Genomic DNA, 21,260 nt, shown 5'->3' with positions numbered 1-21,260 from the left:
ATCAGAAACCGATGCGGCGGGCCCGCAGCAGCCCCTTCTTGTCCGGCTTCCCACCCGGGGTGACGGGCACCATCGGCACCGTCGTGATCGTCTGCGGGATGCTGTCCTCGCCGAGTTCGCCCAGGACGAGCGCGGCCATCTCCTTCATCGCCGTGCCGTCCGGGTAGCGTCCGGCGACCGGGACGACGAACGCGTGCACCGCCTCGCCCGTACGCTCGTCGGGCGTCCCCACCACGTACGCCTCGGCGACGTCCGGATGCCGGGCCAGCGCCCGCTCGATCGGGCCCGCGTACACCACCATCGCGTTCACCATGATCACGTCGCGGGCGCGACCGTCGAGGTGCAGGAACCCGTCGCCGTCGAGACGTCCGAGGTCGCGGGTGCGGATCCAGCCGTCCTGGAGCGTGTCGCGGTTCTCCACGAGGTCGCCCCAGTAGCCCGCCATCATGTACGGGCTGCGGACGTGGATCTCGCCCCTGCGGCCCTGGCCGACGTCCTTGTCGCGGGCGTCGCGCACGCTGATCTCGACGCCGGGATGCGGGCGTCCGACCGACGCGAGGCGTCCCGCCGCGATGTCGGTGGGCGTCAGCATCGACACCGAGCCCGCCTCCGTCTGCCCGTACCCGTTGTAGACGACCGGGCCGAGCCGCCGCACCGCCTCCGCCAGCCGATGCGGCGCGAGCGGCGATCCGGACACCATCAGCGCGCGCAGGCTCCCCGTGTCGGCGGGCTCGTCGCGGAGCAGGTCGAGCATCCGGCTGAACTTCGGCACCGTGATGATCGACCCGGTGATCCGGTGCCGCTCGATCGCGTACGGGAACACGGGACGGCCGTCGTCCTCGGGGATCACCGCGGTGCCGCCGCCCAGCAGGCACGGCGCGAGGAACTCGAACACCACCATGCTGGCCAGCGTCCCGAACAGCAGATACCGCTCGAACGCCTCGGCCAGCCCGGCGGCGACCGGCCCCCAGACGCGCGGCTGCCACGCCCAGTGCTCGCTCAACGCCCGGTAGGTGGTGGCGCAGCCCTTCGGCCGTCCGGTGCTGCCGCTGGTGAACGCGAGCAGGGCCACATCGTCCGGACGCGCGGTGATGTCGAGCGAGCACTCGTTGGTGGGCCCGTCCAGCAGGTCACGCGCGCCCGGGCACGGCCCGAGCGACAGCACCGGCACCGGGCCCGCCGCGTCGAGCAGGCCGGGCGTCGCCGTCCCCGGGTCGACGAGCAGCGCGTCCAGGCCCATGCCGAGCACGTGCGCGAGCTGCCCGGCCGCGTACCCCGGGCGGACGCCGACGACGCGGCAGCCCACCACGTGCGCCGCGATGTGCGCGGCGAACGCTTCCGGCGACACGGCGGTGCGGATCGCGAGCCCGTCGCCCGGCCCGAGCCCCGCGTCCCTCAGCTCCGCCGCCAAAGTGGCGATGAGCTGCGACAACTCGCCGCGCGAGACGGTCCGTCCGCGGTACTCGAACGCCGCCGTCGCGGGGGAGTCCGCCAGCGCGTCCAGCAGGGGTGCGGGAAACAGGCTCATTGATCCGCTCCTCGATTCCGCTGACAATTCGGTCGTTCACCCCGAACGTAGACGGCGTGGATCAGAGCCCGATCAGAGGAGGAGACGCGATGAAGGTCATCGGCGCGGGATTCGGCAGGACGGGCACCGCCTCGCTCAAGGCGGCGCTCGAACGGCTCGACCTCGGCCCCTGCTACCACATGTCCAGCGTCATCGCCGAGCCCCGCCGCGTCCGGCAGTGGCTCGACATCGGCGAGGGCCGCCCCGCCGACTGGGACGAGGTCTTCACCGGCTTCCACTCGGCGCTGGACTGGCCGGCCGCGTCCTACTGGCGCGACCTCGCCGACCACTACCCGGACGCGAAGGTGATCCTGACCGTCCGCGACCGGGACCGGTGGTACGAGAGCATGGCGTCCACGATCTTCGCCCGCGCCCTGGCGGAACGTCACCTGCCGCTGCGCCGCCGGATCACCCGATGGCTGGTCGCGCGCCGGTCACCGGACTTCGTCCTCTACCCCCGCATGGCCCGCGCGACCGTCATCGACCGCGTGTTCGACGGCCGCATCGACGAGCGCGACCACGTCATCACCGTCTTCGACCAGCACATCGCGGAGGTGAAGGCCGAGATCCCGTCCGACCGGCTGCTGGTGTTCGACGTCACCGAAGGGTGGGAACCACTGTGCGAGTTCCTCGGCGTCCCCGTCCCGGACGAGCCCTTCCCGCAGACCAACGAGCGCGCCGCCTGGCACGGCAAACGCTCCCGCCGCCTGGCCGAACTCATCGTCCGAGGACGCTGATTCGCGTGCGGCCGCCCCTACTTCGTTGACGGTGGGTCACTCGGTTTTGTCGGTTTCGGCGTCCGGGGCGTCTGGAGCGATGCCCGCCAGCTCCGGACGCCGGTGCAGGGCCAGCAGGACGATCAGCACCACGACGCCGATGCCGAGCCACACGAACCCGAGTTCCTGCGCGGCGACGTCGGCGTTGTAGACCACGTAGCCGAGGATGCAGAACCCGAACGCCGGGGCGATCAGGTGGGGCCACCAGTTCCGGCTGCCCGACCGGATGACGTAGTGCACGACGACCGACACGTGCAGCACCAGGAACGCGGTCATCGCGCCGAAGTTGACGAGCGAGCTGAGGAGCGTGATGCCGTCGTCCCGGTGCTCCATGTAGAGCCCGAGGCCCATCGACACGGCCGCGACCAGCAGCGTCGCGTTCACGGGCACCTGCCGCTTGACGTCCACCTTGGCCAGGAAACCGGGCAGTTGCCGGTCGCGCGCCATCGCGTACAGCAGCCTTGAGGTCGCGGCCTGCGCGACGAGCGAGTTGGCGAAACCCCACGCGATCGCGGTGGCCGCCGCGGTGAGTTTGGCCAGGAAGACCCCGCCCGCGACGTCGGCGGCGTCATAGAACGCGGTGCCCTCGGCGTCGCCGTTCGCGATCAACTTGTCGGGGTCGGAGACCAGCAGCGACGCCACCCACGTCTGGACGATGAACAGGACGCCGACCAGCAGCAGCGCGGCCACCATCGACCGTCCGATGGCCCGGGAGGACTCGCGGTTCTCCTCCGCCAGCGTCGAGATCCCGTCGAAGCCGAGGAAGCTCAGGACGGCGATCGACACCGCGCCGAACACCAGGCTCCACGAGAACGTCGCGTCGTTGTAGATCGGCGTGAACCCGCCGCCGTCATGGCCCTTGCCCTGCGCCAGCGCCACGACGCCGATCACCAGGAAGATCGCCAGCACGATCAGCTCGGCGACGAGCATGACGCGGGTGATCCGTGCCGTCATCTCGATGCCGAAGAAGTTGACCGCCGTGTTCAGGACGACGAACCCGACCAGCCACAGCCACACCGGCACACTCGACACGAGCGAGTTCATCGCGACGCTGGCGATCAGGTACAGCAGGCTCGGCACCAGCACGTAGTCGAGCAGGATCATCCAGCCCGACAGGAACCCGACCGGCGTGGAGATGCCGCGTCCCGCGTAGGTGTACACGGATCCGGCCATCGGGAAGGCCCGTGCCATCTGCGCGTACGACGCGGCGGTGAACAGCATGACCAGCATGCCCACGGCGTACGCGAGCGCGACCATGCCGCCCGAGCCCTGGAACACACTGCCGAAGATCCCGAAAGGTGCGATCGGCACCATGAAGACCAGGCCGTAGACCACCAGGTCCCGGAACCCGAGGGAGCGCCGCAGCTCCTGCTTGTACCCGTAGCGCTCGATACCCTCCGGCCGCGCGTCCTCAAGGGTCACGGTGTCCTCCTCCGTCGCGGTGACGCACCGCGATACCAGCGCGCAGCCTAGAATCATTCTTTTCAAATGAAAAGCTTCTAGATGAAGAGAACCTCTCAGAGGCGCGCGATCACCCGGAGGTCGAGCCCGTCTGCCCGGGCCAGCTGACCCTCTTCACGGGGTGCACCGAACGGCGTCCCAGCCCAGCCGTCCGCGAGCCACTCGTTCGCGCCGCGCGCGTCCAACGCGCCCGCGGCCGCGAGTGACACCAGCAGGTGGACGCCGTCGTAACACCCCTCCGCGTAGGCGTCGAGCACCGGCCCGGCGTCCCCGAACACGGTCCGATACCGCTCGGCCATCGCGAGCTGCCGATCGTCCCCCTGCCCGGCGAACGACCGCATCGCCGAGTACAGCTCACCGGTGTCGTCCCCACCCGAGGCCAGCAGCACGTTCTCCTCAAGCGCGCCCGACAGCCGTACGACCCGCGACGAGATCCTGGACGCGGCGAACACGCGATTGAAGGCGACCAGATCCCGTCCCACGAGGCTGAGCAACACGGCGTCCGCACGCGCCTGCCGCACCTCGTCGACGAGCGGCTCGAACCCCGCCTCTCCGGCCGCCCACGGAAACGGCACCAGCCGGTCGAGCACCACGTCCGCGCCCAACGCCCGCACAACACGCGAGACGACTTGGTGTACCGCCCGAGGCCAGATGTAGTCGTTGCCCACCAACGCCCAGCGCCGTAGCCCGCGCCGTTCACTCAACCACCGGACCGCCGGGCCGAGCTGCCGTCCCGGCGAGTCCCCGAGGAGGACCACGCCACGTCCCCGCGATCCGCCTTCATGCGGCGGCGTGAACACATACGGCACTCGCCCGCTGAGCGCCGGGTCGAGGGCCCGATGCACGTCGCTGGTATGGAACCCGACGAACCCCTCCACCAGCCCGGCATCGGCGAGCAACCGCGCCTCAGCGGCCACCACGCCCGGCGCCCGTCCGGCGTCGACAGGCACCAGCTCGACCGCGCGCCCCGCGTCCCCCTCGGACACGGCCAGGCAGGCGGCACTCAACCCGGACGGCCCGGTCAACCCGAGCGGCCCTGAGAGCGGCAGCAGCAACCCCAGTCGGAGCACCGAGGGATCCGGCCCGGAGACCAACAACTCCGCGCTATCCCGCAGTACCGCCGAACCGTCCATGACCAGGCAAGTATGCTCTGCGCTGGGGCGGCCTGCGAGGGGAGGCGTCAGGGTGGTTCAGGACACGGCGACGGCGAGCACCGAACTGGTGGACCTCCTGACCCGAACCCAACGGGCCCTGGCCCGCGATCTCGGCGGCGTCCTCGAAGAGGAGCACACGACTGTCGACCAGTGGCGCGTCCTCCGCGCTTTGGCCCGAGCCGACGACATCTCCATGGGCGAACTGGCGGTCGTGGTCGAGATCCCCCACCCGACCCTGACCCGCATCGTCGACTCCCTGGCCGACTCGGCCTACCTGTACCGCTCCCACTCCACCCGGGACCGCCGCCGGGTCTCCGTCCACGTCTCCGACCGAGGCCGCACCAAACTGGCCCGCCTGGAGTCCTTGGCCCGCGCCCACGAACGCACCCTCGCCACAAACCTGGGCACAGAAACAACCGAAGCCCTAACGACCCTCCTAACCACCCTCTGGAACGGCCTCACCCCAACCCGCTGAACAAGGCTCGCGGACGGCTCGGGCCCGTCCGGTCAGACACCTGACCCCACTGCGGATGCAGATCATCACAGTCTGTCGCGACATTCAGTGAACGTTCAGACTAGGTCACGTGTCCGTACTCCATTGGCTACACAATGGTGTGTGATCTAGATCACTGTGGCAGGGATCGGTCTTGGCTCTTCCCCAGCTTCGATCTTCGGGTTACGTTAAGGCCGCTTTAACAAACCCTTTACGCCTTGGGGTACATATGGGTCGAGTCGTGCGTCGCTTCGCGTCCGTTCTCACGTCGCTGTATTGGCGCCGCCCGGCCTGGTGGGCCCGAGTTCTCACACTGGCGTTGACCGCCGGGTTACTCCAAGTTCCCTTTGCGGTAGCACAATCAGAAACCGCAGCTCACGCCGATGTACCCAAAGGCGCGGGGTCGGAGAAAAAGGCGTTCGCGGCAGCGCGGCGGACCGGTGAACCCGTCGAGATCCTGTCGCAGCGCGGTGAATCTCGCACGGTCCGGGCACTGCCGAACGGCCGCATCGAGGTCGAGCAGCACGTTCAGCCCATTCACGCACGTCACAACGGCACATGGGCTGACATCGACACCACCCTGCGCCGCTCGGACGGCATGATCGTGCCCACCGCGACGACCGTGGACCTGAGTTTCTCCCCGGGTGGGAACGGTCCGATGGCCCAGATGACCCGTTCGGGCCGGAAGCTCGCGCTGTCATGGCCGCAGGCGCTGCCCGCCCCGACCTTGGACGGCGACACCGCGGTCTACAACGGCGTCGCGGGCCCGGACGTGGACCTGCGCCTGCGTGCTCTCGCCGACGGTTTCTCCCACGTTCTGGTCATCAAGACGGCGCAGGCGGCCAAGGACCCCCGGGTGGCGAAGCTGGCCTTGGGATTGTCGACGTCGGGCTTGTCGTTGAGCCAGGACAAGGCCACCGGACTGCTCACCGCAGCCTCCAGCTCGGGCGCCGGAGTGTTCGAGGCGCCCCCACCCTTGATGTGGGACTCCTCCCAAGCGCAGTCCGCGCAAGCCCCCAACGCCAAAGCGGCGGGCGAGGCCGAGGCGAAGAAGGCGGTAGAGGAACCGCCGATGGGCGCCAAGACCGCACCGATCGCGATGACGGTCGGCGACGGCACGCTCACCTTGACACCCGACCAGAGGATGCTGACCGCGTCTGACACCACGTTCCCGGTGTACATCGACCCGATGTATCGGACGTTGAAGGCGTCGTCGTGGGGGATGGTGTCCTCAGGTTGGCCGACCCAGACGTATTACGAGTTCGCGGGCAAGTCGACCGAGGGCGTCGGGCGGTGTGAGGTCGCCAAGGACGCCAACTGTGTGAAGAACCAGACCAAGCGCCTGTTCTACCGGATGCCGTTGCCGCCGATCAAGGGCCGGTACGTGCAGAAGGTCGAGTTCATCGCCTATGAGACCAGCGCGTATGACTGCCACAACCCGGCGTCGATCGAGTTGTGGCGGACCTCGGCGTTGAAGTCGTCGGCGACCTGGAACAACACCGGTGACGAGTGGGGCGCGCAGCTGACCTACCGCAACGTCGCGTACTGCTCCAAAACACCGGTGGAGTTCACTGGGTCGCTGGTCCGGGCGCATGTACAGGACGCGATCAACAAGGGCCACTCCACGATCACGTTCGGGTTGAAGGCGGACAACGAGTCGTCGATGTCGGGGTGGAAGCGGTTCTCCGAGGACGCGTACCTGAAGGTGCAGTACAACAACCCGCCGTTGCAGCCCGACACCGACACGATGTACGCCAACCCGGGCACCAAGTGCCTGCCCAGCGGGCAGGCCAAGACCGTGAACGACCTGTCCACGTTGAACGCGTATCTGAAGGACCCTGACGACGAGGACAAGAACAAGGTGCAGGGCCAGTTCACGCTGCACTGGGCGAACAACCCCGACGGGTCGGACTGGGGTGAGAAGTGGACGTCGGCGTTGACACCGGCGAAGACGACCGGCAGCAAGTTCTCGGTGACCGTTCCGTCCACGATTCCGCAGGGCACCAAGATCGGCTGGGGTGTGCGGGCCTGGGACGGCGAGCAGTACAGCGCCTGGAGCTACAACGGGGCCCAGACCGGCTGCTACTTCTTCTACGACCCGGCAGTGCCGGGGAACCCGGCCATCACCTCGGTCGACTATCCCGCCGATGACGGCTGGCACGGTGGTGTAGGCGAGGCCGGAACGTTCACCATCTCTGACTCCGAGGGCGTTGCCGACCGATACGTGATTACGTTGAACAACGAACCCGTGACCACGCTCCATACAACCGCTGGCGCACCACAGCCGGCGCAGATCGCACCGACCCGTTCCGGCCCCAACATTCTGACCGTCCAAGCGCTCGCGCCCTCCAATCAGAACGGCCCAGTCGTTTCGTACGAGTTCAATGCGAACACCGGCTCGGAACCTGTGGCCTGGTTCAAGCTTGACGAGCCCGCCGGTGCCACCACATTGCAGGCGGTGACCCGCGAGGGCGAGCCTGCCGTGTCCGCCTCCGCGCAGGGTGGTCTCACGACGGGCACCGTCGGACAGGTCGGCCAAGCGGTTCAACTGGACGGAACCACTGGCCACGCCTCCACCAGTATCCCTTTGATCGACACCAGTAAGAGCTTCGCCGTGTCGGCCTGGGTCCGTCTCGACAATCCTGACGGGCGCACTCGTACACTGCTGAGCCAGGACGGTGAGAACAGAAGCGGGTTCTTTCTCAAATATGAACCCGCGACACAAAAGTGGGCGCTGTCCATGGTCGGCCCGGAAAACTCCGGCACTGATTCTTATCAGGCGTACTCCCAGCAACAGGCCAAGCTGAACAGTTGGACGCATCTTGTTGGTGTGTACGACCAGATTACGAGGAGACTTCGGGTCTACGTCAACGGTGAGCCGGGACCGCTGGGGCAGGAAGTTCCAGCAGCATGGAACGCAACTGGAGGGTTTCAGATCGGCCGCAGTAAATGGTTTGGTCAGCAGGCAGACCACTGGCCCGGTCAAATCGATGACGTCCGCGTCTACGACCGGATCATCGGTGACCGGGAAGCTGAGGAGATGGTGACTCAGCACCCGGTGCTCAAGGCGAGGTGGGGTCTCAACCAGGACAGTGGAGCTGACCCATTCCCTGTGGGGGCGCCCGGACTGGTGCTTCACAACGGTGCGGTCATCGACCCGACCGCAGGTTTCAAAAGCGTGTCGGCCGGAGGGCTGCTGCTCGGCGCCGAAAAGGCGTTCGCCGAGACAGCGACACCACCGGTGTGGACTGATGACAGCTTCACCGTGGCCGGGTGGGTGCGCAATGTGGGACGTCCGCAGCAGGCGGCCACGATCTTCTCGCAACCGGGCGCGAACGCCAATGCGTTTGTCCTGCGATATATGCCTGGTGAGGATCCGACCGAACAGGGCGTCTGGCAGGCCGTCATACAGAACTCGGACAGTTCGTCATCCGAACCAAGAGTGGCATCGAATCCGTACTTTGTGGTGGGAGACTGGGTGCATCTCACGGTCGTCTACGATGCGCTGCGCGACCGTGTCAGTTTGTACGTCAACGGTCGACTTGACCAAACAGCCGGTGGGATCTCGCAGGAAGACCAGGCGATTGCCTTCAAGGCGGAAGGTAATGGGGGCCTCCAAGTTGGACGTAACAAGCTGGGCGCAGCAGACGGCACCGAGTTCTGGCCGGACGCCGTAGACGACGTATGGGTCTACCAGGGTGCGCTCACCCAACAACAGGTCGCCAATCTCGCCAACGATACAGAAATTCCGCCCCAGACCGATCCATAGTTGTTCTGCGCGGGCCGTCTCCTTCCGGGTGATGCGCGCTTCATATCCTGTCGGAAATTCGCCGAACATGCCCTGCGTGTGCTCGATGAGAGCTCACAACAATGGAGGATTTCGTGAAGGCAAGCCGTGTGACGTTCCGTCGCAGGACGTTGGTGCTTGAGCCGCGCCGGGCAGCGCGCATTGTTGTGATCGTGATGGCGGTGGCCATGGCGGCCGGTCTTGCCTCGGTGCCACCGGCGATGGCGGATTCTCCGAACTCCCATCGTCCGAAGGTCGCCGATCACGAGCGCACGGTAGATGGCCGACCGTTGAAGGTTCGTCCACGGAAGGCGGACCCTGTGAAGCCCGGGCCCGCTGCTAGGGCGGCGTGGCCGAAGCCCGGTGTCGCCGAGGTGGCGGTGCCGTCCGGGACAAGCTCGTCGCTGAGTGCGCAGAAGGAGTCCCGGACGGGCGCTCAGGCGGGCGGGCTGCCGGTGGAGATCCTTCCGCCGGGGGAGAAACGCGCGGCGAGGGCTGTCCCGGCGGCGGGGCGGGTGCGGGTGCAGGTCTTGTCGCGACAGGAGGCGCGCAATCTTGGCGTGAACGGTTTGGCGTTCACGGTCGCGCGCACCGACGCCACCGAGCCTGGACGGGTCAGGCTTCGGCTCAACTATTCGAAGTTCGCGCAGGCGTTCGGCGGTGCCTACGGTCCACGGTTGCGGCTGATGCGGGTGCCGTCGTGCGCTCTGACGACTCCGTCAGACCCCAGGTGCGGCGCGGCCGTGCCAGTTGACGCGGTCAATGACGGAGTTTCCCGGACGCTGACCGCCGACGTCGAGGCGGCTCCCGTGTCCAGGGCAGGGGCGTCGGCAACCGGAGCGGCGGGACAGAACGTGACGCTACTTGTCGCCACCGCCGGTTCCGACAGTTCGCAGGGCGACTACAAGGCCACGTCGCTGGAGGCATCGGCGACGTGGAAGGGCGGCGGCAATGACGGCGACTTCACGTGGTCATACCCGATGCGGGTGCCGCCGGTGCCGAGCGGGTTGACGCCGAATGTCGAGATCTCCTACTCGTCGGGCAGCGTCGATGGGCGGACGGCCAACACCAATGGGCAGCCGTCCTGGATCGGTGAGGGCTTCTCGATGTGGCCCGGCTACATCGAGCGGCGGTACAAGGCGTGCGAGGACGATGGCGCTCCGAAAGACGAGTGGGGCAACTCGCCGGGCGACCAATGCTGGGGTTACGACAACGCGACGGTCACCTGGAATGGCAAGGGCGGGGAGCTGATCAAGGCTTCCGACGGCACATGGCGTACGAAGGCCGATGACGGCACCAAGTACGAGAAACTGACCGGTTCGTCCAACAACAACGGTGACAACGACGGCGAGTACTGGAAGGTCACCACGACCGACGGGACCCAGTACTTCTTCGGCCTCAACCGGGCGCCCGGCTGGGTGAGCGGCAAGCCCGAGACCGACTCGACCTGGACCGCCCCCGTGTTCGGCGACGATTCAGGAGAGCCTTGCCACGGGTCGTCGTTCAAGGATTCGTGGTGCCAGCAGGCGTACCGCTGGAACCTGGACTATGTCGTCGACCGCAGTGGCAACGCGATCCTGTACACCTACGGGCAGGAGACCAACCACTACGGCCGCAACCTGACCCCCACAGACGAGACGGCCTATGTTCGCGGCGGGTATCTGAAGACGATCTCGTACGGTCTTCGTAAGGACGCCATGTTCGCCAAGGCGCCCGCCCAGGTCACCTTCACCACGTCCGAGCGCTGTATCCCGGACGCCAACTTCAACTGTGACCCGTCCAAGATCGGTGAGAAGCCGGACTACTGGTGGGACGTCCCCTGGGACTTGAACTGCAACTCCGGCCAGGAATGCAAGGACGACCACGGAGCGGTCTCCCCGACGTTCTGGTCGCGCAAGCGCCTCACGAACGTCACCACCCAGATCCTCAAGCCCGACGGTTCGGGGTACCGGCCGGTGGACTCCTGGTCGTTGAACCACGAATGGGGCCTCGCCGACGTCGAAAGGGACCTCCTCCTCCACGCCATCCAGCACACGGGCCACGCCGCAGACGGCACCACCGCCACTCTGCCGAAGGTCACTTTCAACTCCATCCAACTGGACAACCGGCTGGACAAGGCGGGCGACGACATTCTGGGCTATGTCCGCTACAGGCTCGGCGCGATCTACGACGAATCCGGCGGGCAGCTCGACATCGACTACTCCGAGCCCGACTGTACGTTGTCCGACCTTCCGACACCGGAGACGAACACGACCCGGTGCATGCCGGTGATCTGGACGCCGCCGGGCCATGAGGACCCCATCACCGACTGGTTCCACAAATACGTGGTGACTTCGGTGATCCAGACCGACCGCACCGGGCTCTCTCCGGACATGACCACCAAGTACCAGTACCTGGGCGGCTCGGCCTGGCACTTCGACGACGATGACGGGCTGACCAAGGAAAAGAACAAGACTTGGTCCCAATGGCGTGGATATGGCCACGTCCGCACGCTCACGGGTTCGTTCGACGATCCGTCCACCCAGGCTGACGCCTACTACCTGCGCGGCATGGACGGCGACCGCAAGAACAAGGACGGTGGCGAGAAATCGGTGACCGTCCCCGATGGTGCGGGCGGAACCCTCACCGACCATGACGCCTTCGCCGGGTTCACGTTGAGGACGGAGCAGTACACCGCGCCAGGCGGCAGTGTCCACGCCAAGACGGTCAACACCCCCTGGCGCGTCCAGACCGCCTCGCGAGCCCGTTCGTGGGGGACGACCACCGCGAACGTGGTCGCGACCAAGACCGAGAGATCGTGGACGGTCAATGACGGCGGCGGCTGGCTCGAAACCCGAACGGACAACACCTACAAGGACTCCGGGCCAGGAACCGGCAGGATCACCGCGGTCGACGACCTGGGCGACGTCAACGACAACACCGACGACAAATGCACCCGCACCGAATACGCCGACAACACCGGCGCCTGGATGCTGAACTTCCAGTCCCGAGTGGAAACCGTCTCGGTCGCGTGCGCCGCCACTCCCAATCGGCCCAGTCAGGTTGTCGCCGACGCCCGCACTCTCTACGACGACGGCGATTTCGGCGACGCCCCCACGATCGGCGACATCACCAGAGTCGAGACGCTCGCGGCCTATGACGGAACGTCACCCACCTACGTCACCAAGGCGCGGACTGCCTACGACACCTTCGGGCGGCCCACCCAGGTCACCGATGCCGCCAACCAGACGACCACGACGGCCTACACCGACACACAAGGCCTGAACACCAAGGTCACCACGACCACCCCTCCCGCCACCCCGGGGAACTCGTCCACCGCGCTGACCACCCACCAGGAAATCGACCCTGCCTGGGGCGTCCCGGTAAGGAAGGTGGACGAGTCCAACCTCAACCTCCGCACTGACCTCGCCTACGACGCCCTCGGCCGACTGACCAAGGTGTGGTTGCCCAACAGGTCCAAGGCCAACAACCAAGACCCCAACCGTGAGTTCCAATACCAGGTGACAGACGGACAAATCGTCGCGGTCATCACCAAGGGCATCACGGCCACAGGGATGCCGCGCCTCGAGCAGATCGCGCTGTTGGACGGCTGGCTGCGCCCCCGGCAAACCCAGGTACCCGGGCAGACCGGACGCCTCATCAGCGACACCTTCCACGACGAGCGCGGCCAGGTCGTCAAGACCTACGCCCCCTACGCAGCCGAAGGCGACCCCGCTCCCGCCCTTTTCGGCGTCGGCACTCCCGGCAACATCGAATCCCAAACCCGGACCGAGTACGACGGCCTGGGCCGCAAGACCGTCGAGAAGCTGACCCAGGGCAACGGTTCCCAACCCGACCAGGAACTGTGGCGCACGACCTACGCTTACGGCGGCGGCAACCGCGTCTCGGTCACCCCACCCGAAGGCGGCACTCCGACCACCCAAATCAGCAACGCCCTGGGCCAGGTCGTCGAACGTCGCCAGTACAAGGCGGCCACCCCTACCGGCGACTACGACGCCACCGGTTTTGCTTACACCCCGTCCGGAGAGCTCGCTTCGGTCACCGACCCGTCCGGCAACGTCTTCACCACCACCTACGACCTGCGCGGACGCAAGGTTAAGACCACCGACCCAGACAAGGGCATCACCACTCTCACTTACGACGACCTGGACCGGGTCACCTCCACCACCGATGCCCGTGGCAAGAAGGTCTTCACCACCTACGACGGCCTCGGCCGCAAGACCGCCACCCGCGCCGACGCGGCCGACGGGTCTGTTCTGACGTCTTTCACCTACGACACCGTCCTGCGCGGGAAGGGCAAACTCGCCACCGCCACCCGCCACACCCCTGATGGCAACTACGTCAGCACCGTCCGCCACTACGACCAGCTGGGCCGCGCTGACGTGATGGCCCTCACTGCTCCCGCGTCGCTGGGCCCCCTGGCGGGCACCTACGTGTTCGGCACCAGCTACGACTTGGACGGAACCATCCGCTCCCAGGGACACCCAGGCGGCGGTGGCCTCCCTGCCGAGTCAGTTCTCTACGGCTATGACGACCTCCTCCGCCCCATCACCTTGACCGGCGGTACGAGCCCGACCAACCAGACGCCACACATCGGCGCAGTTGGCTACACCAAGACCAACAAGCCGAACATGGTCGAGTTCGGGACTACGGGCAAACGCGCCTGGCAGACCTTCAGCTACGAGTACGGCACCCAACGCCTCTCCACCGCCAAAACCCTGCGCGAAGGCATCAACGGTAACGACCGCTACGCCACCTACCACTACACCGACTCGGGCAACATCACCTCCATCACCGACGTCTCCCGAGACGGCACCGACAACCAATGCTTCACCTACGACCACCTACAACGCCTCACCGACGCCTGGACCCAGACCACCGACACCTGCGCATCAGAACCCACCACCGCCCTCATCGGCGGCCCAGCTCCCTACTGGCAGACCTTCACCTACGACACCGCGGGCAACCGCACCAAGGAAACCCGCCACGGCATCGCCGGGATCGCCGACACCGCCCGCACCTACACCTACGCCCCCACCGGCCAAGGCAACCGCCTCAACCAGGTGACCCAGACCGGCCCCACCGGAAACCGCACCGACACCTACGCCTACGACGCCACCGGCAACACCACCCACCGAACCATCGACGCCAGCACCACCAACACCGGCCAAACCCTCCAATGGGACACCGAAGGCGAACTGGCCAAGGTCACCGAGAACGGAAACGACGAAACCTTCGTCTACGACACAGACGGCAACCGTCTCATCCGCAAGGACCCCACCGGCACCACCCTCTACCTACCGGACGGCACAGAACTAAACGCCCTGAGCGGCGCCAACACCGCCACCGGCACCCGCTACTACACATTCGCGGGTCAGACCGTCGCGATGCGCACCTCCGACGGCACTCTCACCTACCTCACCGGCGACCACCAGGGCACGGCCCAAATCGCCGTCAACGCCACCACCCAACAATCCACCATCCGCCGCACCACCCCCTTCGGCGCCGTCCGCGGCTTCGACGACGACGCCACCTGGCCCAACGACAAGGGCTTCGTAGGCGGCACCCAAGACCCAACCGGCCTAACCCACCTGGGCGCCCGCGAGTACGACCCCGACATTGGCCGCTTCATCTCCGTCGACCCCCTACTCGACCTGGCCGACGACCAATCCTTCAACGGCTACACTTACGCTGGCAACGGCCCTGTCACCAGCGCCGACCCCTCCGGCCTCTGCCCACCTGACCGCTGCGGCTCAGGGGTCGTCAATGTTGGTCATACGAAACCCGCCACAACAGGTGGGTGTGGCCTGGACTGCGCATCGAAACACCCTTCACCCGGCACCGGAATCAATAGCTCCTCGTGGCGGCGTAGTCACCCCCAAAAACGACAGCCACCTCATCTGACCTGCAACGGGGGGCTGGCCCTCCACACCGGCTGTAGCGTCGGCTCTCCGGTGCCCAGCTACAACACCTACAAGCCCAGCCATTCATCCACATTCGAGAAGATCGTCGGTGTAGCGGTCATCGCAGTAGCCATCTGTGTTTTCGGTGGCTGTGAGGCCGCCGCAGTCGCGGGAGAGACCGCCACGGGCGCCTGCATGGCGTGGATCATGGCATGCCTTCGCCTTGCGGGCATCGGGATGGCGGGTGGAACCGCCGTCACCGAAGGATACGGCGGACCTGGGGGAACGGGCGGCACCGGAGGAGGACAGACAGGAAGAGCCGCACTTAAGAAGCTCTTGGGATGTGCCAGCAGCTTCGTTCCAGGTACGAGGGTCGTCCTTGCCGACGGAACCACCAAGGCTATTCAAGACGTCCGCGTCGGTGACAAGGTGCTGGCCACCGACCCTGAGACAGGCCAGACCAGCGCGGAACCCGTCCTGGCCACCATCACCAGCAAGGGCGACAAGAACCTCGTCCAGATCACAGTCGACTCCGACGCCCCGATCCGCTTTCGCTTGACCGGCGACGAACCCGCTCCCGCAAGCGTCACCGGTACCGAACTCACCAAGAGCGGCGTCCTGATCGCAACCAACAACCACCCCTTCTGGGTCGCAGGTGACATCAACGCCTGGGTCGAGGCCGCCGACCTCAAACCCGGCATGTGGCTCCGCACCAGCACCGGCACCTACGTTCAGATCACCGCCACCAAGTATCGAACCGCTCATCAGCAACGTGTCCACAACCTCACCATCGCCAAGGTCCACACCTACTACGCGCTGGCAGACGATGAGCCGCTCTTGGTTCATAACAGCTGTTACAGCACCACTGCCGGCGAGGCAGTCACCTTCCTGAAGCCGACCCAGAAGACTCGAAATTGGGAGCAGGAGGCGGCTCTCGAAGGCCTCTCGAATGATGATCTCCTTAGGGCGATTCAAAACCCTGCGGATGGGGATGAGATCCTCGTCTTGCGTGATGGACGTCAGTTGGGCGGGCATCATCGCATCGATGAGCTCAGGCGGCGAGTGCAAGATGGAAGAATAGATCCTGACACGCCGATCACCCTGAAGTGGTTCGACCCGAATGAGCACGGTTAGGATAGGCTGTGACGCCAGGAAGTTCACAGATCAGGCGCCGGACGACGGTACGGTGGAGCGACGACGATTTTATTGTCCGGAGTGTGACGTTGGATCATCTGGTTCAGATTCAGAACGACGACGTTGCACATCGCTTGAGTAGGCGCTGGTCTTCTGAAGGAGAGCTTCTTCGGCAAATATCTTCTTCCCGAGAAATGTTCCTTTGTCCACTATTTCGAAACGGTGGTTACGTCGATGATATAGAGTCTTACCGCTGCTGGCTTTGGTTTACGATGGAGCAAAGGCCGAAGTCTAAAGGTGTGACGCTTGTTGATGTCAGAAAAAAGCTCTTCGAGACTCTTCCGGAATTGTCTTCAGCGAGTGACCTGAAAAGGGTAGTATCTGCGATGTTCGGCGGCGTAACCGAGGGATGCCAGTTCGAATCCATTTGGTGAACCGATTAAGATCGCCCGGCCCATTCTTTGGGGATCGTTCTACATAAAGAAGTCGAACTCGTTAGACCTCCTTGGGGCTTCCCGGGCTTCCTCGCCGTACTGGTGAGTTACAGGTCCTTCACCGATAAGACGCGATGAAGGTGTCACGTACTATCTTGATGAAGAAACTGGTGAGTTCGGAATGAAGCGCGAGCACGGAATCATTACCTACTTCATACCGGACGATCCGGCAGCCTATTTCGGACGGCAGTCGGGGTTTGAGCTCGGGGGGTGAGTCGAGTGGAGAGGTTTCCTTGCCCTTGTTGTGGACGCAGGGTTCACACGCAGCCACCAGGCTCCTACGAGATCTGTCCGGTCTGCTTCTGGGAAGACGACAACGTACAGCTTCGCTGGCCGCAGCTCGCGGGGGGGGCCAATCGTCTCTCGCTCCTCGAATCACAACAGGAATTCATAGAGTTCGGGGCATCGCGCCGCAAGTTCATTGACCTGGTGAGAGCGCCGGAGGAGTCCGAGTCCGTTGACCCGGGCTGGCGGCCGGCAGACCCGAGCAAAGACAATTTCGAAGACCTTTCGAGTCGACTGCCATGGCCTCTTGACCGCACCCGCCTTTACTGGTGGCGCAAAGAATTTTGGCGCCCCGGCGGCGACTCGTGAGAGGTTGTGTGAGTCGCAGCCCACATCGGCGCGCAGTAATGAATACCCGAGATCAAGTCCTGGCGATCCTGAACTCCAATAAAAAGGAGGTGTTCCTGCTGGCCCTTGGGCACCGCCTGGGGATCTCAGTGCGCGACGCCTTCTCAGAGGAGGCTCCTCAGGCCATACGGCAGGTCAGGGCCCTGTAACGAGATGATGATCTCCGTCTGGTCGCAGATCTGGGGCAATGAATGATGAAGAAGTAAATGGCTATCCGAATTCTTTTTTCCTATCAGCCTTGCTTGAGAAGGCAGATGCAGGTGACGCAAGAAGGCACCTGCATCTGCCGTTGAGTGTTCCTTGAGGAGGGTGGATGATAACGGGGCGTCGAGTGAGAGCTCAAAAGACGAATCCGTCAACGGCTTGTGAAACCTCTGGCGGTCCGAGTTCGTTGAAGATCCGGGTCTATGATGCCAGGAACATCGATCCTCTTGATTCGTCGATGAATATTGGTGACTAGGCGTCTTCCGTGCCCTCTACAGCGGGTAAGGGAACGGCCTTTAAGGTAGACCCAGCCCTGGGAACCAGTTGTGGTCTTCTCGGGTATGCGTCGTGACCGACCAGGATGACGAGCAAAGGTGGGCGGTTGGCTACTGCGCGTTTGCGCCTGCCTCTGTGGTGGCGGCTCAGGCTCCGCAGAGGCTTGCTCAAGGGTCGGCTGATGTCACCAGCCAGCCGTCGTACTCACCCGCCTTGGCGTCGAGGTGGCTGTCCAGGGGAGTGGTCTCGGTCGCGCCCTGGTTGTCGACGTATTGCGAGGGGTCACGCCCGCAGGCGAGGTGATCGGGAAGTTCGACCCCGGCCCCAGCGACCTGATGCACCTTCTCCTGCTGATGAGGGACCTCCGCAAGGCGTGGGGTAGCGGAACGTGACCGTGCGTCAGTTGCCAAGATAAAGGAGATCGACCTCACGTAGACGTCGAAGTGCGGTGTGGACGTCGTCGGAGCTGAAGAGGCGGCTCTTGCGGGGGCTCCACTGGGCGACTTCTGTGGCGATGTCTTGATCGTGGAAAGGATCAGTTCGGAGCGCGGCGAGGTAGTGCACTGTACTCAACAGCTCCATGCCATCGGGATACTCGTAACCCGACACGGCTTGAGAGACCTTGTGCCAGGAGCGCCGGAACATCTGGTCGTCCGCGATGGCCGTCTCTGCCGCGTCCGCCGCAGGCAGCAGCCGTAGGTCGGCTTTCGCGCCTCCAGTGCCGTCGCCGTATCCGATGAGATAATGGCCTTCCATGCTGGAAAGATCACGGTTCAGGTCGTTGGAGAAAGGGCCATAGTGGCCACGTTCGAAATTATACCCCAAGGTGAGGTTAGCGCCTTGGAAGAGGTAAGCGACCTTATGAGTTTCCAGCAGAGAAGTGTTGACGTCGACGGCTACCCCGGCCTCATAAGCTGTTTCCGCATATCGGCGTAGCCCGGCGAGTAGTCGAGCGCGATTCCTTGTCATACGTGGGCGCTCCAGGCCCACCAGCATTTCCTCGGGTGCTGGCGTGGCTGGGCCGTACAAGCGGACTTCGACATCCAGGCCGCCGAGCTTGTTGACTATCAAGGGACGGACCTGGTCCCAATCGAGCCCCCCGTTGCCACAGCCCAGCGGCGGGATCGCCACGCTGGTGACTCTCAAATCGACCAGAGTCCGTACCAGGTCGTCCAGTCCGGCGCGAATGTCGTCGATCCGGGACCGGTTTCGCCAATGGCGTTTTGTGGGGAAGTTGAGGATCCACCGATCTCCGTCCATCGAGGTGGCGAAGATCTTTCCGGGACGGACCCGATGGTCCGCGCACGCTTGAACGTATGCCCTGAAGTTGGCGGGGAAGGCCCGCTTGAACTGTAGGGCGAGCCCCTTGCCCATCACGCCGACGGTGTTGACCGTGTTCACGAGGGCCTGGGCATCGTCGCGCAGGAGGTTCCCGGTCCGTTCAACGATCATCCGACTCGCCTCCTCCCCGGCTCCATAGTCCCTGACAGGGGCAACCCGTGGGTACGTCAAAGTACCAATCGGGCTTCACGAGTACTGAGTTTGGACTGCGCCTCGCCGAGCAGATCGGCCACCTCGGTGGCTCGTTCATCGCAGCAAACCGCGAGATGGCTGAAGACGCTCCATGGGACGCTGCCGTGGACGAGGAACTCGGCCATCCGCCGCTCGCGACGCGAACCGTCCTCCGGTGTGTTCCCCCAGTAACGGGCGCTCATGATCTCCCAGTCGATGTGTTCGGCCAGGTCTGCCGCATCGCCGGTGAATCTTGCCGTTTGGAGGACCGCGTTACGGTCCGTCGCCACCCATGCTAGTCCGGCGCTCTCCACCCGTGAGAGCTGCGCCAACAGATACACCAGGTGCGTCTGATCGCTGTCGTACTCCTCCACTCGGCCGCCGAGGATGCTCCGGAGCATCGGGGAGCGCGGAGCGAAGTAGAACGGCGCGTAGTCGGCCACCACCCCTCCGGGTGGCAACGGTACTTGGCGCGTCCGTCGGCGCTGCTTGATGGTGGGCTGACCACACTCGCGGACATCGGCCCCGCGGCGGTTGTCGGCGAGCAGCCCTGTACGCGCGATCTCAACAAGGTTGTTGAGATGCGTGAAGTGCAGCAACCAGGGATCGATCGAGTCCATCATGAGGCTGCGAGCCTAACGGTGGTCACCGACAGCGGGCTGTCGCACGGTCCCGTGCGGAGCGTCGTGCTAGGTCCGGGAGACGGATCGGGTTCGCTAGGACAGGTCGTACGGTGCCCGTCCGCGCGCCGTTGGAGGCCTACTTGGCGAAGAAGTCGAATTCGTTGTTGCGGACGCCTTGGATGAAGGCTTCCCACTCGGCGCGAGTGTAGAGAATCACCTCGGCGTCTGGGTGGTGGCTGTGGCGGACGGCGACGCGGTCGGTGCCGTCCGCTAGCGGGCCTGCTTCTACGCAACTGCCGCCATGGTCGGGGCTGAAGGTACTGATGTGCCAGGCGACGTCTGCGCGTTCTTGGGGGGTGAGTGTTGTGTGCGTTTCTGACGTGCTCATTACCATTCCTCAGCTGCTGACAAGATCATGTTGATCGAGTCGGAGGGTTCGATGGCCTGCCTCTTGTGACCAGCGTACGCTCGGGTGAAGTTCTCGTTCTCGGGAGACTCGATGTAGAGGGCTCCGGCCAACGTCTCGGTGTAAGCGACCTCTGGAAAGGGGTCTGGCAGTTCGAAGATCGAGAAGTTGCCGTTCGTGCTCGCCGGTGTGCCAGCGCGGAACGGAAGGATCCGGACGTCAACCGAGGCGGCGGTCGAACGGTCGGCGAGGTGGCGGAGTTGGGTCTCCATGATTCGGGGGTCGCCGATCTGGCGATGGAGGACTGCCTCGTCCAAGACGGCCGAGAGGCGGGTTGGGGTGTCGCCCGCCAGGATCTGCTGGCGGGTCAGACGTAGTTCGAGCCATCGGTCGATCTGATCGGAGGTGGCTCCGGGCTCGTTGATCCGGATCACTTCTCTTGCGTAATCCGGTGTTTGGAGCAGGCCGGGGACCACCATCGCGGCGTACGAGCGGATGTGGGTGGCGCGGGACTCCAGCCAGATGTAGTCGATCAGGTGACCGGCCACATCGTCGGCGTAGCCGTCCCACCAGCCCTTTTGCCAGACGTCCTTGCTCAGGTTGAGCAGCTTGTCGCGTAGCGAGGCGTCCGAGATGCCGTACAGGTCGAGAAGGGCGAAGAGGTCGGGGCGGCGGATCGGGTAGAAGCCCGTCTCGTAGCGGCTGAGTGTTGCGGTGTCGCGCTGGAGGTACTCGGCGGCCTCCTTGAGAAGGATGCCCTTGCTGTCGCGAAGTTCGCGGAGTTGCTGCCCCAGCCACTGCGAGCGCAGGGTCCCGGGCCTGGGGGTGGCAGCCATC

General features: G+C 65.0%; 13 protein-coding genes. 5 read left to right on the top strand and 8 right to left on the bottom strand.

The window, feature by feature from the left end; genetic code table 11:
- Nucleotide 1: 1 nt before the first annotated feature.
- Nucleotides 2–1,528 (bottom strand): class I adenylate-forming enzyme family protein, encoded by a 1,527-nt coding sequence (locus ABD808_RS33075; protein ID WP_344905492.1) that lies wholly within the window; start codon nt 1,526–1,528, stop codon nt 2–4.
- An 89-nt stretch (nt 1,529–1,617) separates the two neighbouring features.
- Here ABD808_RS33075 and ABD808_RS33070 point away from each other — a divergent pair, with 89 nt between their 5' ends.
- A complete protein-coding gene (locus ABD808_RS33070) occupies nt 1,618–2,304 on the top strand; it encodes a sulfotransferase family protein (RefSeq protein ID WP_344905489.1) in 687 nt (228 codons plus the stop codon).
- 36 nt (nt 2,305–2,340) lie between these two features.
- Here the strand turns inward: ABD808_RS33070 and ABD808_RS33065 are convergent, their stop codons facing one another.
- Both ABD808_RS33065 and ABD808_RS33060 read right to left on the bottom strand, forming a co-directional pair.
- The gene (locus tag ABD808_RS33065) at nt 2,341–3,765 is read right to left on the bottom strand and encodes an APC family permease (protein ID WP_344905486.1); all 1,425 of its coding nucleotides are present in this window, start codon (nt 3,763–3,765) and stop codon (nt 2,341–2,343) included.
- A 95-nt stretch (nt 3,766–3,860) separates the two neighbouring features.
- On the bottom strand, nt 3,861–4,874 hold the full coding sequence (locus tag ABD808_RS33060; RefSeq protein WP_344905483.1) for an ABC transporter substrate-binding protein: 1,014 nt from the start codon (nt 4,872–4,874) through the stop codon (nt 3,861–3,863).
- Between the two features lie 115 nt (nt 4,875–4,989).
- On the opposite strand from ABD808_RS33060, the gene ABD808_RS33055 reads away from it, so the two are divergent.
- From ABD808_RS33055 to ABD808_RS38710, 4 genes are all read left to right on the top strand, one after another.
- Complete coding sequence (locus ABD808_RS33055; RefSeq protein WP_344905480.1) at nt 4,990–5,433, top strand: MarR family winged helix-turn-helix transcriptional regulator; 444 nt, start codon at nt 4,990–4,992, stop codon at nt 5,431–5,433.
- 259 nt (nt 5,434–5,692) lie between these two features.
- On the top strand, nt 5,693–9,220 hold the full coding sequence (locus ABD808_RS33050) for a LamG-like jellyroll fold domain-containing protein (RefSeq protein ID WP_344905477.1): 3,528 nt from the start codon (nt 5,693–5,695) through the stop codon (nt 9,218–9,220).
- A 338-nt stretch (nt 9,221–9,558) separates the two neighbouring features.
- On the top strand, nt 9,559–16,275 hold the full coding sequence (locus tag ABD808_RS33045; protein ID WP_344905474.1) for an RHS repeat-associated core domain-containing protein: 6,717 nt from the start codon (nt 9,559–9,561) through the stop codon (nt 16,273–16,275).
- A gap of 704 nt (nt 16,276–16,979) precedes the next feature.
- On the top strand, nt 16,980–17,363 hold the full coding sequence (locus tag ABD808_RS38710; RefSeq protein ID WP_425549003.1) for a CPCC family cysteine-rich protein: 384 nt from the start codon (nt 16,980–16,982) through the stop codon (nt 17,361–17,363).
- Nucleotides 17,364–18,049: 686 nt separating this feature from the next.
- Here ABD808_RS38710 and ABD808_RS33040 read toward each other — a convergent pair.
- From ABD808_RS33040 to ABD808_RS33020, 5 genes are all read right to left on the bottom strand, one after another.
- Nucleotides 18,050–18,223, bottom strand: coding sequence for a hypothetical protein (locus tag ABD808_RS33040; protein ID WP_344905471.1), 174 nt, complete (start codon nt 18,221–18,223; stop codon nt 18,050–18,052).
- Between the two features lie 58 nt (nt 18,224–18,281).
- Nucleotides 18,282–19,334 carry a type II toxin-antitoxin system antitoxin DNA ADP-ribosyl glycohydrolase DarG gene (darG, locus tag ABD808_RS33035; protein ID WP_344905468.1) on the bottom strand — a complete coding sequence of 351 codons (1,053 nt, stop codon included), beginning with the start codon at nt 19,332–19,334 and terminating at the stop codon, nt 18,282–18,284.
- Between the two features lie 56 nt (nt 19,335–19,390).
- Nucleotides 19,391–20,017 (bottom strand): type II toxin-antitoxin system toxin DNA ADP-ribosyl transferase DarT, encoded by a 627-nt coding sequence (gene darT / locus ABD808_RS33030; RefSeq protein ID WP_344905465.1) that lies wholly within the window; start codon nt 20,015–20,017, stop codon nt 19,391–19,393.
- A 136-nt stretch (nt 20,018–20,153) separates the two neighbouring features.
- Nucleotides 20,154–20,405 (bottom strand): DUF397 domain-containing protein, encoded by a 252-nt coding sequence (locus tag ABD808_RS33025; protein WP_344905462.1) that lies wholly within the window; start codon nt 20,403–20,405, stop codon nt 20,154–20,156.
- Nucleotides 20,405–21,259, bottom strand: a complete 855-nt coding sequence (locus tag ABD808_RS33020; protein ID WP_344905459.1) for a helix-turn-helix domain-containing protein — start codon at nt 21,257–21,259, stop codon at nt 20,405–20,407. Before ABD808_RS33020 ends, ABD808_RS33025 begins: the two co-directional genes overlap by 1 nt.
- Nucleotide 21,260 lies beyond the last annotated feature (1 nt).

Source organism: Actinomadura meridiana, from assembly GCF_039537545.1.
Taxonomy (GTDB): domain Bacteria; phylum Actinomycetota; class Actinomycetes; order Streptosporangiales; family Streptosporangiaceae; genus Spirillospora; species Spirillospora meridiana.
This window is presented reverse-complemented; position numbering and strand designations above follow the sequence as displayed.

Excerpts from the sequence above, each read along its gene's own strand:
- darT (WP_344905465.1), bottom strand. The coding sequence starts at position 20,017 with ATGATGGACTCGATCGATCCCTGGTTGCTGCACTTCACGCATCTCAAC.
- ABD808_RS33025 (WP_344905462.1), bottom strand. The coding sequence starts at position 20,405 with ATGAGCACGTCAGAAACGCACACAACACTCACCCCCCAAGAACGCGCA.
- darG (WP_344905468.1), bottom strand. The coding sequence starts at position 19,334 with ATGATCGTTGAACGGACCGGGAACCTCCTGCGCGACGATGCCCAGGCC.
- ABD808_RS33075 (WP_344905492.1), bottom strand. The coding sequence starts at position 1,528 with ATGAGCCTGTTTCCCGCACCCCTGCTGGACGCGCTGGCGGACTCCCCC.
- ABD808_RS33070 (WP_344905489.1), top strand. The coding sequence starts at position 1,618 with ATGAAGGTCATCGGCGCGGGATTCGGCAGGACGGGCACCGCCTCGCTC.
- ABD808_RS33020 (WP_344905459.1), bottom strand. The coding sequence starts at position 21,259 with ATGGCTGCCACCCCCAGGCCCGGGACCCTGCGCTCGCAGTGGCTGGGG.